The organism is Cupriavidus laharis, assembly GCF_914271435.1.
Taxonomy (GTDB): Bacteria; Pseudomonadota; Gammaproteobacteria; order Burkholderiales; family Burkholderiaceae; genus Cupriavidus; species Cupriavidus laharis.
In genome coordinates this window covers 318,658-334,073 of the sequence record NZ_CAJZAI010000002.1, presented here as the reverse complement: position 1 = coordinate 334,073, position 15,416 = coordinate 318,658, and the positions used below count along the sequence as shown (strand labels likewise).

Below are 15,416 nucleotides of genomic sequence, written 5' to 3'. Positions count from 1 at the left end.
TAGTTCTGTACTGCAGCCTTTTTCTTGTTGCCGTTACTGCGCTCTCTTGCAGGGGGCGGACTCAGTGCGAGGGCGGACCGCTGATCAGCTGGCTCATCCAGACAATAAAGCCGTAGCCGGCCACGACGACGACCGACAGCACCGGCACCATCACCGCGGTGAGGAACAGGAAACTGCGCAGTTCTTCCTTCTTGCGCTGCGGATCTTCAACGCTGCCCGGCTGCATCATGGGTTGATGTAATGGGTGGGGCCTCTCGTACGGCAGGCGTGATGTGTGTAACCCATTAAAGAAAGCGGACGCCAAGGTGTCAAGACTGCACTCGCGCGCAACCACCGGAAAGCGCCGCATCGGTGCCAGCCACCCGGACCGCTCTCAGGATCCGCTCAGCCAGGACGGTGGCGCGGTATCAATGGACGTCATGCACGGCGCCGCCACGCAGGGTCGGCACCGGCACGCGCTTGCCCTGTTCGGGTGACGCCGCCGGCCGCATTGCGGCCAGCGCCTCCAGGTCGATTTCCCCGAGCCTTGCATCAAGCCAGGCTGCGCCGTCCCAGCGCTGGAAGCGCAGTTCGGTCAGAGGCACCTGGGCCAGCACCCCGAGCCAGTCGGTCGGGGTGCCGCCCCGGCGCAGGCCGGCCGAGACCATGGCCATGGCTTCGGGAATGTCGATATCGGCCAGGCGTGTGACCGAAGGCCACGGCACCAGGCGGATGTCCGAGGCGGGCAGGCCGAAGCGGAACACGCCATCTTTTTCGGGGAACGCGGACCGGGCAGCCGGGTGGCGCTTCCAGCCGGTGCGGGCGGTGGACGGTTCCCACGTCTGTTGCCGTGAAAACCACAGGACGCCCAGCGATGCCGTGGCGTGCAGTGACCTGGCGGGAATCAGCAGGCCTGATTCCGCGATGGCAGGCAACCTCGTGCCGACCGTGTAGTGCCAGACGAAGTTGGTGGGTTGCATGATGATCCTCCTGTTCGAGCCCTTCCAGCTTGGGCGCGAATCCTTGCCTGGACAAGCAAGTTCATGGGGCATTGTGCAATGCGGAATAGTCAGGCTGACCTCGGACATTAAGCTTCTTGCAAACCATCAAAGTGCTTGCAAAACATTAATGCGCTTGCGAGATGTATCCGCGCCGCCCGGTTGCCGCCCTTTATGCGCAATCCAGCCGCCTGAGCCGCCTTCCTACGCACATCTATGGTGGGGCGCATCCGACCGTTAAGTTTTTGTGCGCGGTGACGCAAGGTGCTCGTCGTCAGCTACGAGGCCGGCTACGCCGGCGAAACAGCAGCGCAAGCCAAGAGCGAGGAGCAAGTCATCACCGAAGCCGTGCCGTCCGACTCTACATGCGATACACCATCCCCACCCATGCACTCCGCGGCGCCCCTGGCGCCACGAACAACGCCGTGGCCCCATCGCCAGGCGCGACATGCGGCTGCGCCAGCGTACCCCCGGGAAACACGTTGTTCGCGACCTGGCCGTAGGTCTCGTAGCGCCGGTCGAACAGATTGGCCACCCGGGCATAAACCTCGAAGTGCTTGCCGAACCGGTACACCGCCCGCAGGTTGACAGTGGCGTAGCCGGGCACGTGCCAATTGGCTGCCTTGGGCGCCTGCGCCGGCTGCGGATCGCTGCGCAGCCCGTCTTCATTGCCGCTGGCGGCGCTGTCGGACACGGCAACAAGGTCGGCGCCCAGCGTCAGCCCCGCCAGCGCCTGCCAGTCCGCCCCCAACTTGAATGTATGGCGCGGCAGGCCGGCGATGCGCATACCAGGGTGGACATCGATGGTGCGCTCGCCGACCGCAAGCTGACCGTTTGCCTGATAGGTCGCCTGCAGGTAGCTGTAGGCAACCCGCAGCGTCACATCGCCGACACGCTGGCTGGCAGTGAGGTCCAGTCCCTGGTTCCGGGTGCGATCGAAGTTGGCGAAGTAGCCCATCTGTGTATTGGGCGCGCGCAGGAACAGGATGTCGTCGTGGTTGTCGATGCGGTAGAGGGTCGCGGTGACGTCAGTGTCCTTGCCGGGGCGCCAGCGCACGCCAGTCTCATAGGCATGTGAGACTACCTGCTTCAGGTAAGGATCCGCCTGCAGCCCGGCAGGCAGGCGGCACGGCTGCGTCGGGTCGGCACAGCCGAGTTCGAGGACCGTGGGCACGCGGTTATTCTGCGCGTAGCCGCCAAACACCGAAACGCCGCCGCCCAGCTTCTGCACCAGCCCCAGCGCGGGATTGAGACGGCGGTAGGTAAAGCTCTCGCGCGCTTGTTCGCTACCATCGCTGTTTTGCAGGGTGTTGCTCACTGTGGCGAGATTCCATCGTGCCGATGCCGTCAGGAACGTGCTCGGCGTCAGGGTCCAGGTGTCTGACAGGTACATGCCGAACGTGCGGGCGTTGCCGCTGACGCCGGAGACCAGGTTATTGGGCGCATCGGGGTCGGCCGCCGCGCCGCGGTCTTCGGTGAACGTGCCCAACTGGGCGTACTGCGAATAGGTCAGCCGGCTTCGGTCCAGGCTGATGCCGGCGTTCAGCACATGGCGTTCCGTCTCCCTGGCCAGGCTGAACGCCACGCCGACCGTTTGCTGCCGCATATGGCTGGTGTTGACCACGGCGGGATGCAATGCCGCTCCCTCGGCACGGGTCACGCCGCAGCCATCGTCACGCGGACTGCCGTCGGCGTTGAAGCCGTCCTCGCAGGCCTCGACATAGCTCTCGTAGTCAGGGCTGACGTCGCCGCTGGTGGTGTCGCGCCGGCTGTTGCGCACATAGGCCAGGGCGGCGGCGCTGGTCTTGTCGTCGAACCAGTGGCGGCCATTGACGGCGACCTGCGTGACCTGGTTGCGGGTCTGGTCCGGATAGGTGTACACCGCGCGGCGATTCAGCTGGTAGATGTCCGGCTCGGTTGCATTGCCGCTCGCATGGTAGGCCGGTACCAGTCCATTGCCGGTCAGCGTGCTGCGGCCGTGGAGCAGCGACACATCCAGGCTGTCGGTATCGCCCGCATAGCCCGCCTTGGCAAACACGTTGCCGAGCTGCCCCGACGAATCGTCCCGCCAGCCGTGCTCCTGGAACAGCGTGCCGGCGGCGAAGGCGTGCCAGCCGCCTGCGCTGCGCACGCCGCCTGACAGGTCGGCGCGCTTGCGGTTGCCGCTGCCGTAGGACAGGTCGGCGGTGAAGCCAGGCGAGTCCAGGCCGGAGCGGGTGGTCATGGCCAGCGCGCCGCCCAGGCTGTTCAGGCCATAGGCCGGGTTGGCGCTGGATACCAGCGACACGCTTTTCAACGCGGCCTCGGGGATCATGTCCCAGCTGATTACATCGCCGAAGGGCTCGTTGACGCGGATGCCGTCGAGATAGACCGACAGGCCTTGTGGCACGCCCGCGATCGATGAAGCACGGTAGCCGCGGTAGGTGATGTCGCTCTGGAACGGGCTGCCCTGGATATCGTTGACGTTGACGCCGGCCAGGTTGCGGCCCAGGTAGTCGGCCAGGTTGCCGGCGCGCGTGCCGTTCAGGTCATCGCCGCGCACGGTCTGCACCGTGTAGGGCACCAGGCCGCTGTCCACGCCAATGCCGGGCAGCGGCGCGGCCGCCACCACCAGCACTTCCGGCAGGACGGTACTGTCCTGCTTTGGCGCAGCAGTGTCCCATTGCGCAACAGCGGGCCGCTGCACCAGCACGGCTATCGCCAGGGCGATGGCCGTGGCCGCGTGGCGGCAGCGCTTGCCGCGCCTCGGGCGGACGTGGTGGATTGCCTGCGATGGCGGTGCAGGGAAGGGGTTGGCTGGCATCTTGCATCTCCTCCGGAATCGGGGCGCGCTGCCTGCGTTGGGCAGCGACTGGACCTGAACAAGCTGAGGGGATGGGGAGCAGGTTTTGTACCCTGGGCATCGGGAAAATCTCCCGACCTGGGTCGGGCCGGACGCCAACCATCCTCCGGAGGAGCACTGCCATGACGATGTCGCGTTTCCTGGCCAGCCGAGCGCTGTGGCTGGCCTGCGTCTGCCTCGGCTCCGCGCTTCTGGCGACGATGTGGCTGGCGCAGCAGGCAATTGGGGAAGAGCGCAGCGGTGCTGCCGCCACGGCGCAACTCGTCGCGCGGCTGTCGGCGCTGCAGTCCGCCGGGCCGGCAGAGCGCGCGGCACACCTCGCCGCGCTGCGCGCCATCAATCAATCGACGCGAATGCGCCACCTGCGGCTGCACGTTGAGGACGCCGCAGGGCAGGCGCTCGTCGAAACAGCGCCGAAAGGGGAACTGGCGCACGCCGAAAGCCAATGGGACATCCGCGCACGCGATGGCACCGTCTACCATGCCGCGCTGCGCTGGAACCCGGACAGCGAACTGCGCGAAGCGCGACGCGACGTCGCCGGCAACGTGGCCATGCTGAGCGCGTACAGCGTGCTGTTGCTGTGCTGCCTGTCGTGGTTGCTGCGGCGAGCGTTCGCGCCTTTGCAGCGGATTCTCGATGCCATTGGCCACTACGAGCGCAAGGACTACAGCGTGCGCCTGCCCGCCATGCGCATCCGCGAACTGGACCAGGTGCGCTGCGCGCTGAATCAGATGGCCGGCGCATTGGCGCATCACCAGGCCGAGCGTCGCGCCCTGAGCCGCAGGCTGCTGGACGCGCAGGAATGCGAGCGTGCCAGGCTGGCGCGTGAATTGCACGACGAGTTCGGCCAGGTGCTGGCTGCCATGCGCGCCGATGCCACCTACCTGGTGCGCAAGAGCGCGCATGCGCCGATGCTGCAGATCGTGGCCAATGACCTGGCCGGGCATTGTGCGCGGATCCAGGACGAGGTGCGCCACCTGCTGCACCGGCTGCGCCCGCATGGCGCGCAGCCCGACGGGCGCGTCGCCTGCGTGGCGCGGCTGCTGCAGGACCTGGTCCGCAGCTGGAGTGGACAGCCGGGCCAGTCGGTGCGGCTGGATTGCGTAGTCGATCTTGGCGGCGCCGTGCTGGGTGCGGACCTGACCCTGACGCTCTACCGGATGACGCAGGAGGCGCTGACCAATGTCATGCGCCACGCCGGCGCCAGCCGGGCGTCGATCTGCATCGCCAGGAGCGGGGACCAGGTCTGCTGGTGCGTGGAGGACGATGGCGCCGGTATCGGCGACATCGACGCGGCGCTGCAGCGCAGCCATGGCCTGCGAGGCATGCACGAGCGCGCCTGGGCCCATTGCGCCACGCTGCTGGTCGGCGACGCCGAACGCACAGGCGATACGCGGGGTTGCCGGCTGAGCGCGAGCTTTCCGCTGTCCGCGCCGGAGGCGTCACAGATCCAGCCAGGGAGCCAGCCAGCATGAACACGATCGATGTGGTGATTGCCGACGATCACGCCGTGGTGCGCACGGGCTACCGGCGCCTGCTCGAACTGGACGAAGGCATGCGCGTGGTAGCCGAGTTCGGCGACGGCGATGCCGCCTATGACTGGCTGGTCCGTACGCGGGCCGACGTGCTGATCCTGGACCTGTCGATGCCAGGCCGCGGCGGCCTGGAGATGCTGCAGCGGCTGCGCGTGCGTGTTCCCGCGCTGCGCACGCTGGTGTTCAGCATGCACGACAGCGCCGCCGTCGTGATGCAGGCGATGCGCGCCGGCGCGGCGGGCTACCTGACCAAGAGCAGCGCGCCGGAGGCGCTGGTAGACGCGGTGCGCAAGATCGCGGCAGGGCAGCAAGTGCTGTCCGATGACATCGCCGGTCTGGCCGACATGGGCGCGCAGCCGCCGCACTTCGCGCTGTCGCCGCGGGAGTTCGACCTGTTCCGCCAGTTTGCACGCGGCACCGCAATCGAAGACGTCGCTGCGCGTTTCTGCCTCAGCACCAAGACCGTGGCCAACTACCAGACGCTGATCCGCAAGAAGATGGGGCTGGCCAACCGGGTCGAGATGCATCGCTATGCGGTGGCGCACGGCTTCGGCTGATTTCGCGGCCACCGCCGGTTGTTCAGTTCTGGAGCAGATGCAACGCAATGTTGCGTGCTGACACGGTGGCCACGGCGTCCTGCGGTGGCAACCGGCTGGTTGGCGCGCAAATCCGATTGGCATGGGAATTGCCAACTGCGTCGCTGGTTGCGGCGCAGTGGCGCACCGGTGGAAACGGAAAATAACGAGGAGAAGACAATGAGGACCTTACGAGTAGTGATGGCAGTCGCGGCTGCCGTGGCCACGCTGGCCGCTCAGGCGGCGGTGACCGATGCCATGATCGAGAACGATGCGAAGAGCCCCGGCGACGTGTTGTCATGGGGCATGGGGCCGCAAGGCCAGCGCTATTCCGGGCTGACCCGCATCAACACCAGGAATGTCGCCAACCTGGTGCCGGCGTGGTCGTTCTCGTTCGGTGGCGAGAAGCAGCGCGGACAGGAAGCGCAGCCGCTGATCCACGACGGCAAGATGTTTGTCACGGCGTCGTACTCGCGCATCTACGCGCTCGACCTGAAGACCGGCAGCAAGCTGTGGAAGTACGAGCACCGGTTGCCGGAAGGCATCATGCCGTGCTGCGACGTGGTCAACCGCGGCGCGTCGCTCTACGACAACCTGGTCATCTTCGGCACGCTCGATGCGCAACTGGTCGCGCTCGACCAGAAGACCGGCAAGGTGGTGTGGAAGGAAAAGCTGGCGGACTATGCCGCGGGCTATTCGTACACGGCGGCGCCGCTGATCGTCAAAGGCATGGTGCTCACCGGCATTTCGGGCGGCGAGTTCGGCGTGGTCGGCCGGGTCGAGGCGCGCGATGCCAAGACCGGGCAACTGGTGTGGTCGCGCCCGGTGGTCGAAGGCCACATGGGCTACAAGTACGACAAGGACGGCAACAAGACCGAGAACGGCGTGACCGGCACCGAGAACGCCAGCTGGCCCGGCGAGACCTGGAAGACCGGCGGCGCCGCCACCTGGCTCGGCGGCACCTATGATCCGTCCACGGGGCTGGTCTACTTCGGCACCGGCAACCCCGGCCCGTGGAACAGCCATATCCGCAAGGGCGATAACCTCTACTCGGCGTCGACGGTGGCCATCGATCCGGCCACCGGCAAGATCGTCTGGCACTACCAGAACACCCCGAACGACGGGTGGGACTTTGACGGCGTCAATGAGTTCGTGACCTTCGACCTGGACGGCAAGCGCATGGGCGGCAAGGCCGACCGCAACGGCTTCTTCTATGTCAACGACGCGACCAACGGCAAGCTGGTCAATGCCTTCCCGTTCGTGAAGAAGATCACCTGGGCCACCGGCATCGACCTGAAGACCGGCCGGCCCAACTACATCGACGAAGGCCGCCCCGGCGACCCGGCCAGCGGCACCGACCCGAAGAAGGGCAAGTCGGTGCTCGCCGCGCCCGGCTTCCTGGGCGGCAAGAACCAGCAGCCGATGGCCTACAGCCCGCAGACGGGCCTGTTCTACGTGCCGGCCAACGAGTGGGCGATGGATATCTGGAACGAGCCCGTCAGCTACAAGAAGGGCGCCGCCTACCTGGGCGCCGGCTTCACCATCCATCCGCTGAACGAGGACTACATCGGCGCGCTGCGCGCAATCAACCCCAAGACCGGCAAGATCGTCTGGGAGGTCAAGAACAACGCGCCGCTGTGGGGCGGGGTCATGACCACCGCCGGCGGCCTGGTGTTCTGGGGCACGCCCGAAGGCTACCTGAAGGCTGCCGACGCCAGGACCGGCAAGGAACTCTGGAAGTTCCAGACCGGCAGTGGCGTGGTGGCGCCGCCGGTCACCTGGGAGGACAACGGCGAGCAGTACGTGGCCGTGGTGTCGGGCTGGGGCGGGGCGGTGCCGCTGTGGGGCGGGGAAGTCGCCAAGCGCGTGAATTTCCTGGAGCAGGGCGGGTCGGTGTGGGTGTTCAAGCTGCACAAGAGCTGAATCCAGGGCGCTTGATGGCCAGACACGCGGGCGTCGCCACGGCGACGCCCGCTTACTTGCAACGCGACACAGCGGGGACGAAGTATGAAGAAGGAATGGATGGCATGCGTAGCGGCTTCGCTGCTGCTGCCTGGTGTGGTTCAGGCGGGCACGGCGGCCGATATGCAGCCTTTGGCGGACAAGAACGGATGCTTTGCCTGCCATGGCATGCAAACGAAGCTCGTAGGCCCTGGCTTTGCCGAGGTGGCGGCCCGGTACAAGGGGGACAGCGAGGCGGCCGAGCGGCTCGGCAAGAAGATCCGCGAAGGTGGCAAAGGTGTGTGGGGGCCGGTTCCCATGCCGGCGCACGGCAACCTGGGCGAGGCGGATGCCAGGAAACTGGCGGAGTGGGTGCTAAGCGTCGGGTAGATAAGCGGTAGCGTGGGTTCGTGGCACTACGTCCGTAGTGCCACCCCGGCAGCTGACCATCCCATCATTCGTTTCCGCGGCTCAGTCGCAGTGAATTGCCATCGCTGCGAAACACCATCGCTTGCACGTCGACGTTCGGCTGCAGCGTTGCGAGCCTGCCTTGCAACACAATTTCCCTGACCCTGCCATGCTTGCCGGAGCGCTCGCACACCGGATCCGTCGCGGCGGAGTCGCCGGTCAGCAACAGAGCCTGGCAGCGGCAGCCGCCATGGTCTTCCTCCCGATGGTCGCATGACCGGCAGGGCTCCTGCATCCATCCGGTGCCACGGAAGCGGCGGAACGCCTCGCTGTCGCGCCAGATCTCCCGCAGTCCGTGCGTGGTGACATTCGGCAATGACAGGTCGGGCAGCATCCGCGCCGCATGGCACGGCAGCGCAGTCCCATCGGGCGCCACGCCAAGAAAGGTCGTGCCCCAGCCATTCATGCACTTCTTGGGCTTGCCTTCGAAGTAGTCGGGCACCACGAACAGGATCTGGCACTGCCTGCCGATGCGCGCCCGGTATTGCCCGACGACGGACTCGGCTTCCAGCAATTGCTCCTGTGTCGGCATCAGCGCAAGGCGGTTACGCCAGGCCCAGCCGTAGTACTGCGTGTTGGCCAGTTCCAGGTACTCGGCGCCCATCTGCAGCGCCATTTCGATGATGGTGCCGACATGCGGCAGGTTGTGCCGATGCAGCACGCAGTTCATCACCATCGGATAGCCATGCGCCTTGATCAGCCGCGCCACGCGCTGCTTCAGGTCGAAGGTGCGGGTGCTGGACAGAAAGTCGTTAAGCTCGCGGGTGGAGTCCTGGAAGGACAGCTGGATATGGTCCAGGCCCGCGTCGCGCAGCGCGGCGAGCCGTGCGTCGGTCAGGCCCACGCCGGACGTGATGAGGTTCGTATAGAAGCCCAGCCCGTGCGCATGCCGCACCAGTTGTTCCAGGTCCTTGCGCAGCAGCGGCTCGCCGCCGGACAGGCCGAGCTGCACCGCGCCGAGCGCGCGGGCCTGGGTGAATACGTCGCACCATTGCGCGGTGTCGAGTTCAGCCGTGTGCCTGGCATAGTCGACCGGGTTGGAGCAGAACGCGCAGTGCAGCGGGCAGCGATAGGTCAGTTCGGCCAGCAGCCACAGCGGCGGGCCGGGCTGCGCGGCGGCAGGCCGATCAGACCAGCCAGCCGCGTTCGGTTGCATGTTTGACAAAGGCATGTACCTCCGGGGCGATGCCCTGCACGCCGAAAGCGGCCTGCAGGTCGTCGATCAGCATGTCCAGCGTATGGCCGCCGTCGCAGCGCTGCAGGATGGCGGCAGCGCTGTCGTTGAGGGTGACCATGCCTTCCGGATACAGCAGCACCCAGCTCTGCTGGGCCTCTTCCCATTGCAGGCGGAAGGTCCGGTGCAGGACGGGGCGGGCGAGTTCTGGCGGATGGGTGGTCATGGGTTGGCTAGCTGGATAGCGTCGAGCATCGACCAGAGTACGTCGAGCTTGAACTGCAGGATATCGAGGGCGCGTTGCTGTTGCTCCGGGGTGCGGAAGTAGCCCAGCGTCACGCGCAGGCCATGGTCGACATCGCGCTGCGCGAGCGGGATGCGCGAGCGGAAGTAGTCCAGCCCGGCGGCCTCGATCCACGGGTAATGCGTGGGCCAGCCAGCCAGCCGCTCCTTGTGGATCTTGGGCGCGAACATCTCGGTGAGCGAGGAGCACACGGCTTCCTGCCACGGCGCGCGCCGCGCGAAGTTGACATAGGCATCGACGGCGAAGCGCACGCCCGGCAGCACGTGCCGATGGTCGAGCAAGGCCTCGCGCTCCAGCCCCGTGGCCTGGCCCAGCCGCAGCCAGGCCTCGATACCGCCGGGCCGGGTGTCGGTGCCGTCGTGGTCGAGGATGCGCACCACCCACTCGCGGCGCGTGTCGCGGTCGGGGCAGTTGGCAAGGATGGCGGCGTCCTTCAGCGGAATGTTGGCCTGGTAGTAGAACCGGTTGGCGACCCAGGCGCGGATCTGTTCAGGCGAACACCGGCCGGCAGCCATGCGCTGGTTGAACGGGTGGTGAATGTGGTACCCGCTTTCCCTGGCGCGCAGCCGAGCTTCGAACTCAGTAGGGCTCAATGCAGTGGAAGATGTCATAGCGCGATTTCCATGCCGTCGTATGCCAGTTCGATGCCGTGCCGTGCCAGCACGGCGCGCTCCGGCGAGTGTTCCACCAGCACGGGGTTGGTATTGTTGATGTGGATAAGGATCTTGCGGCTAGCGGGCAGCCGGTCGAGGATCTCGATCATGCCGCCGGGGCCTGACAGGGGCAGGTGGCCCATGTCGGCGGCGGCCTTGGCGGAAAAGCCGAGCGCCTGCATCTCGTCTTCGCGCCAGAAGGTGCCATCGACCAGCACGACGTCCGCGCTATGCAGCTCGGCGAAGACGTGGTCGTCGATGGTGCCGAGGCCTGGCGCATAGAAGGCGCGGCGTCCGCTGCGGCGGTCTTCAATGCGCAGGCCGATGTTGTCCCCGACGCGCGGCGCGTGGCGGCCGGGCGAGTAGGGCGGGGCCTTGCTTTGCAGCGGCACGGCGGTGAGCATGATGTCGTCCAGCGGCGGCACGGAGAATGGCGTGCCGTCGCCGGGCAAGGTATGCGTCTGCAGGCCGCAGTAGTGCGAAAGCATGCGGATCAGGGGAAACGCGGTGCCCAGGTCGTCGAGCACCGCGGCCGTGGCATAGAGGGGCAAGGCCTGGCGGTGCTCGCGCAGCATCAGCAGGCCGGTGACGTGGTCGATCTGCGCATCCATCAGCAATACCGCCGCGATCGCCGTATCGCGCGGCGCGCGTGCCGGTTGCAGCGCGGGCGTCTGGCGCAACTGCTGCAGGATGTCCGGGGAAGCGTTGACCAGTATCGAATCGGGGCCGTCGCCGGACAGGGCGATCGATGACTGCGTGCGCGGCGTGGCCAGCACGGTGCCGCGGCGCACGCCATCGCAGTTGTGGCAATTGCAGTTCCACTGCGGAAAGCCGCCGCCGGCGGCCGATCCGAGTACGCGGATGGTTGTCATGGCGCGAGCGAGTTGGGGTGGATCATGGTCGCAAGGGGCAGGCATGCGGCCCGGCACGCCGGACCCGGTGCCTGCTCGTCTTCACGGGACTTGCGGTCCGCCTGCGTACCTTGCGCCTGCGATCGCGGCGGTGATGCTGGGACGTTGGCATGTCGCCGCGTGCAGGAAGCTTCAGCGGTTGGCGATATACATCGTGATTTCAAAGCCCAGCCGCAGCTCGGTATAGGCAGGCGTGGTCCAGGTCATGTCTCTCTCCTTTGGTATGGTTAGTGAATATCATGTTGGCGCGGCAGACTGGCTGCTGCATCCCCTTCAAGGCAACATCCATGCCCGACGTATCCCGGATATCCGATTGCTTCTACATGCGTACGTCTGACGCGCAGCGCGTGCATGTGCGGCTGGCCGGGCCCCCGGATGGCGAGCCCTGGCTGGTCCTGCACGGCGGCCCGGGCAGCGGTTGCTCGGCGGCGATGGCAGCATGGTTCGATCCGCAACGGCACCGGGTCGTGATGCCGGACCAGCGCGGTGCAGGCAAGTCCAGACCGGCGGGTTCGCTGCGCCGGAATTACGTGGGCGCACTGCTGGCCGACCTGGAACAGCTGCGCCAGACGCTGGGCATCGAACGCTGGGGTGTGGTCGGTGGCTCCTGGGGTGCGACGCTCGGGCTGGCCTATGCGGCCAAGTACCCGGATGCGGTGGCGGCGCTGGTGTTGCGCGGTGCGTTCCTGACCGGGCGCGACGACGTGGCCAATCTTTTTGCGCCGCGCTCCGGCGGCCGGCGCATGCTGCAAGGCATCAAGCCGCGCGGGGAGCGCGTGCCGGATGCACGGGCTGCCCTGCTCACTGTGTCACGAGTGTTGCAAAGTGGAACACCTGTCCAGAAACGGGACACTGCTGCGGCGTGGCGCGTGAGCGAGCTGGCCTTGCTGGGCCTGTCCGCCCGACAGCACTCGCGCCGCCAGTCCCTGCGCGTGCGGGAGTCAATGGTCGCCAAGTACCGCATCCAGGCGCACTACCTGCGCAACCGGGCCGGGCTGGGCAAGACGGGCCTGCTTCGGGCGGCGCGGACGATTGCCGCACATGGCCTGCCGGTGACACTGCTGCACGGCCGGGCAGATGCGGTCTGCCGGCCCGCCAATGCGTGGCGTCTGCAGGCCGTCATGCCTCAGGCGCGTCTGGAGTGGGTCGATGGCGGGCACCTTGCCACCGGTGCCCTGGGCAAGGCCCTGGCCGCCGCCATCGCCACAGCGCTACGGCAGCACTGAAATCGCCGGGATCAGCCCGGGGGCTGGGGTAGCCCGCGCGCCTCTTCCATCTTGCGGTAAACCGTATTGCGCGAGATGCCCAGCGCCTTGGCCGCCGCCGAGATATTGCCGTGGTGTGCCTTCACCGCGGCGACGATGGCCAGCGCCTCGACCTCGGCCAGCCGCGTCGGCTGTGCACCGGGCTGCCCGACGGGGAAAGCCGCGGATGGCTGGCTCCCCGGCGTCGCTGCATGCTCTTGCCGCTCGCGTAGGTCATCCAGGAAGTCGTCGGGCAGGTGGTCCTCGGTGATCTCGGCTTCGCCTTCGGCCATCAGGCGAGCCGTGCGCAGCAGGTTGCCGAGCTGGCGCATATTGCCCGGCCAGTGATAGCGGCGGAACAGTTCCATCACCGAGTCCCGGATGCGGGGCGGTTCCCCTGCGGCCTGGCCCTGGTCCTGGCGCAGCAGCTTGGCCGCCACCACATCGAGGTCGCTGCGCTCGCGCAGGGCCGGCAGTCGCACCACGAGCCCGTTCAGGCGGTAGTACAGATCTTCGCGGAACTGGCCGCCAGCGACCATCTCGCGCAGGTTGCGGTTGGTGGCGCACACCACCAGGACATCGACCTGGATCACCTTGCTGCTGCCCAGCGGCTGGACGGCGCGCTCCTGCAGCGCGCGCAGCAGCCGCCCCTGCAGGTGCAGCGGCATGTCGCCGATCTCATCCAGGAACAGGGTGCCGCCGTTGGCCAGGAGCATCTTGCCGATGCCGCCCTTCTTGCGGGCGCCGGTGAAGGCGCCTTCCTCGTAACCGAACAGCTCCGACTCGATCAGGTTCTCCGGGATCGACGCACAGTTCACCGCGATGAAGGGCCCTGCGTGCCGCGGGCTGTCGGCGTGGATGGCGCGTGCCATCAGTTCCTTGCCGGTGCCGGTCTCGCCCAGCACCATCACCGGGATGTCCTTGCCGATGACCTTGCGCAGCTTGCCGATCACGGTCCGAATCTGCGCGTCGCCGGTGTCCAGGTCGGCCAGCCCCTCGGGCCGGGCCGGCGCCGTGCAGAGGCGGCGCGGCGCGGCGATGGCATCCGGGGTGCCCGCAGGCGCGGCCACCGAACCGGGCATCGACGTGGCACTGGATTTCCACTCCACGCGCGCGCTGACCTTGACGCCGCTCGGCAGTTGCAACTGCACGATGCCGGCCGGCGCGCCGCGCACCGCATCGAAGAGCAGGGACATCGGCATGCCGAACAGTGAAGAAAAGGTATGCGCCTGCAGCGCCGTATTGGACATACCAAGCTGGAACTGTCCGCTGCGGTTTGACGACAGGAAGCGCCCGCCGGGCGTGAACGAGACGATCCCCTCCACCAGCGTGCCCAGGAACTCCGCGCGCGAATGGAAGCGGATGCACACCATGTCGCGGAACGCGTTGCCGAACAGCTGGTTCTCGATCATCTGCGCCGACATCCGCACCAGCGCCATGGTGTGCTTGTGGAAGCCACGCTGGTCGCCCGTCACATCCAGCGCGCCGACGGTCTTGCCGTAGGGGTCGAGAATGGTCATGCAAGAGCACGTCAGGAACTGGTTGGCCTCCAGGAAGTGGTCGGCGCCGTGGACCAGCGTGGCGCGGTTCTCGGCCAGGGCGGTGCCGATGGCATTGGTACCGCGGCTTGCCTCCGACCAGTCCGCGCCCGCGCGCAGCGCGACCTTGTCGGCCCGGGCGAGGAAATCATCGTCGCCCAGCGAGTGCAGGATCAGGCCGTCGGCGTCGGTCAGGATCACCATGCTCTGCGTGTTCACGATCTGGTCGTAGAGCGTTTCCATTACCGGCAGCGCGTAGGTGAACAGGGACTGGCTGCGTTCGATGCGCGTCTTCAGTTCGCTCTGCAGCACCGGGCAGAAGTCCGGAGATTCATAGGGGCGCAGGCCATACGAGGCGGAACGCTGGTGGGCCAGGGCAATCTGTTCGTCGCGCCCGGGCTGGGCGGCCATATCGCCCGCCATATCTGCGGCAGGGCGAGAGGGCTCCGCTGGGATGGTCATGTCTGAGTCTCCTGTGGATAGTCGCCCGCGATCTTTGCGCGGGTCGCAGTCGGCAACTTCATCGCCATGGCCTGGCGTGCGCTCGACAGTGTTGCGTCATGTAGCAAGACGCTTGCCAGTGTGTGGCATTCCGGGACACCGCCGTGGCAATGGTACCCGGCACATGCCCGGAGCAGGTGCCGGAAACCATGCCGAGTCGGTACGGCGCGTGATCCGCCGCGCTGGTATGGCTCTTGCGGAAATGGTCGCAAACAAAAACCCCATCCACCACTGTAGGAGACATTCATGAAAACGCAGCGCCGCCTGCTTGCCTTGCTTTCGCTCTGCGCCATGCTGGGCGCCGCCCCGGCCGGAACCGCGCTGGCCCACGGCGATGTCACGCCGCAAGCCGTCGACACCAAGTCCCTGCCGCAGCTTGGCGACGAGTGGCGTCCAGATAACCCCTATCGGGCCGGCGGCGAGCAACAGGAGGCCCAGCGGATCGGCAGTTCGGCCTACAACCAGAACTGCGCACGCTGCCACGGCCTGGAAGCGGTGTCCGGCGGCATCGCCCCCGACCTGCGTAAGCTCGACGGCGATTGCGTGTCGCTGGCCGATGCCAAGAAGAAGCAGGCCTGCATGACCGAGATCTCGCAGTACTTCACCACCACCGTGCGCAAGGGCCGCACCCGCGACGGCCGTGTCTACATGCCGCCGTTTGACGGCGTGCTGAGCCAGGAAGCGGTGTGGGCGATCAAGACCTACCTGGAATCGCGGCGCGAGTGAGGCTGCGCGATCGCCGCCAGCGAACCC

Annotated in this window: 15 protein-coding genes; 6 read left to right on the top strand and 9 right to left on the bottom strand. The window is 66.9% G+C overall.

Annotated elements, in window-relative coordinates; genetic code table 11:
* Positions 1 to 61: 61 nt before the first annotated feature.
* The 3 genes from napE to LDO29_RS05340 form a co-directional block, all read right to left on the bottom strand.
* On the bottom strand, positions 62 to 226 hold the full coding sequence (gene napE, locus LDO29_RS05350) for a periplasmic nitrate reductase, NapE protein (protein ID WP_224079111.1): 165 nt from the start codon (positions 224 to 226) through the stop codon (positions 62 to 64).
* 181 nt (positions 227 to 407) lie between these two features.
* Positions 408 to 959 carry a hypothetical protein gene (locus LDO29_RS05345; RefSeq protein ID WP_224078749.1) on the bottom strand — a complete coding sequence of 184 codons (552 nt, stop codon included), beginning with the start codon at positions 957 to 959 and terminating at the stop codon, positions 408 to 410.
* A 379-nt stretch (positions 960 to 1,338) separates the two neighbouring features.
* Positions 1,339 to 3,780 (bottom strand): TonB-dependent receptor, encoded by a 2,442-nt coding sequence (locus LDO29_RS05340; protein ID WP_224078748.1) that lies wholly within the window; start codon positions 3,778 to 3,780, stop codon positions 1,339 to 1,341.
* A gap of 161 nt (positions 3,781 to 3,941) precedes the next feature.
* Here LDO29_RS05340 and LDO29_RS05335 point away from each other — a divergent pair, with 161 nt between their 5' ends.
* The 4 genes from LDO29_RS05335 to LDO29_RS05320 all read left to right on the top strand — a co-directional run bounded on the left by LDO29_RS05335 (position 3,942) and on the right by LDO29_RS05320 (position 8,260).
* Positions 3,942 to 5,294: a sensor histidine kinase gene (locus tag LDO29_RS05335; protein WP_224078747.1), complete on the top strand. Its 1,353-nt coding sequence runs from the start codon at positions 3,942 to 3,944 to the stop codon at positions 5,292 to 5,294.
* Complete coding sequence (locus tag LDO29_RS05330; RefSeq protein ID WP_224078746.1) at positions 5,291 to 5,911, top strand: response regulator transcription factor; 621 nt, start codon at positions 5,291 to 5,293, stop codon at positions 5,909 to 5,911. Before LDO29_RS05335 ends, LDO29_RS05330 begins: the two co-directional genes overlap by 4 nt.
* 198 nt (positions 5,912 to 6,109) lie before the next feature.
* Positions 6,110 to 7,852, top strand: coding sequence for a PQQ-dependent methanol/ethanol family dehydrogenase (locus LDO29_RS05325; protein WP_224078745.1), 1,743 nt, complete (start codon positions 6,110 to 6,112; stop codon positions 7,850 to 7,852).
* Between the two features lie 84 nt (positions 7,853 to 7,936).
* Positions 7,937 to 8,260, top strand: coding sequence for a c-type cytochrome (locus LDO29_RS05320; protein WP_224078744.1), 324 nt, complete (start codon positions 7,937 to 7,939; stop codon positions 8,258 to 8,260).
* Positions 8,261 to 8,324: 64 nt separating this feature from the next.
* Here the strand turns inward: LDO29_RS05320 and pqqE are convergent, their stop codons facing one another.
* The 5 genes from pqqE to pqqA all read right to left on the bottom strand — a co-directional run bounded on the left by pqqE (position 8,325) and on the right by pqqA (position 11,587).
* The gene (gene pqqE / locus LDO29_RS05315; protein WP_224078743.1) at positions 8,325 to 9,494 is read right to left on the bottom strand and encodes a pyrroloquinoline quinone biosynthesis protein PqqE; all 1,170 of its coding nucleotides are present in this window, start codon (positions 9,492 to 9,494) and stop codon (positions 8,325 to 8,327) included.
* Positions 9,466 to 9,738, bottom strand: a complete 273-nt coding sequence (gene pqqD, locus LDO29_RS05310; protein WP_224078742.1) for a pyrroloquinoline quinone biosynthesis peptide chaperone PqqD — start codon at positions 9,736 to 9,738, stop codon at positions 9,466 to 9,468. Before pqqD ends, pqqE begins: the two co-directional genes overlap by 29 nt.
* Positions 9,735 to 10,427 (bottom strand): pyrroloquinoline-quinone synthase PqqC, encoded by a 693-nt coding sequence (gene pqqC, locus LDO29_RS05305; RefSeq protein ID WP_224078741.1) that lies wholly within the window; start codon positions 10,425 to 10,427, stop codon positions 9,735 to 9,737. The genes pqqD and pqqC overlap by 4 nt, the downstream gene beginning before the upstream one ends.
* Complete coding sequence (gene pqqB, locus LDO29_RS05300) at positions 10,424 to 11,341, bottom strand: pyrroloquinoline quinone biosynthesis protein PqqB (RefSeq protein WP_224078740.1); 918 nt, start codon at positions 11,339 to 11,341, stop codon at positions 10,424 to 10,426. The genes pqqC and pqqB overlap by 4 nt, the downstream gene beginning before the upstream one ends.
* A 171-nt stretch (positions 11,342 to 11,512) precedes the next feature.
* Positions 11,513 to 11,587: a pyrroloquinoline quinone precursor peptide PqqA gene (gene pqqA, locus LDO29_RS05295; protein WP_012355514.1), complete on the bottom strand. Its 75-nt coding sequence runs from the start codon at positions 11,585 to 11,587 to the stop codon at positions 11,513 to 11,515.
* Positions 11,588 to 11,703: 116 nt separating this feature from the next.
* Between pqqA and LDO29_RS05290 the strand changes: the two genes are divergently transcribed.
* Positions 11,704 to 12,606, top strand: a complete 903-nt coding sequence (locus tag LDO29_RS05290) for an alpha/beta fold hydrolase (protein ID WP_224078739.1) — start codon at positions 11,704 to 11,706, stop codon at positions 12,604 to 12,606.
* Between the two features lie 11 nt (positions 12,607 to 12,617).
* Here LDO29_RS05290 and LDO29_RS05285 read toward each other — a convergent pair whose 3' ends face one another.
* Positions 12,618 to 14,624, bottom strand: a complete 2,007-nt coding sequence (locus tag LDO29_RS05285; RefSeq protein ID WP_224078738.1) for a sigma-54-dependent Fis family transcriptional regulator — start codon at positions 14,622 to 14,624, stop codon at positions 12,618 to 12,620.
* Positions 14,625 to 14,909: 285 nt separating this feature from the next.
* Between LDO29_RS05285 and pedF the strand changes: the two genes are divergently transcribed.
* Entirely contained in the window at positions 14,910 to 15,389 is a 480-nt protein-coding gene (pedF, locus tag LDO29_RS05280; protein ID WP_224078737.1) for a cytochrome c-550 PedF, read from the top strand.
* Positions 15,390 to 15,416: the final 27 nt, after the last annotated feature.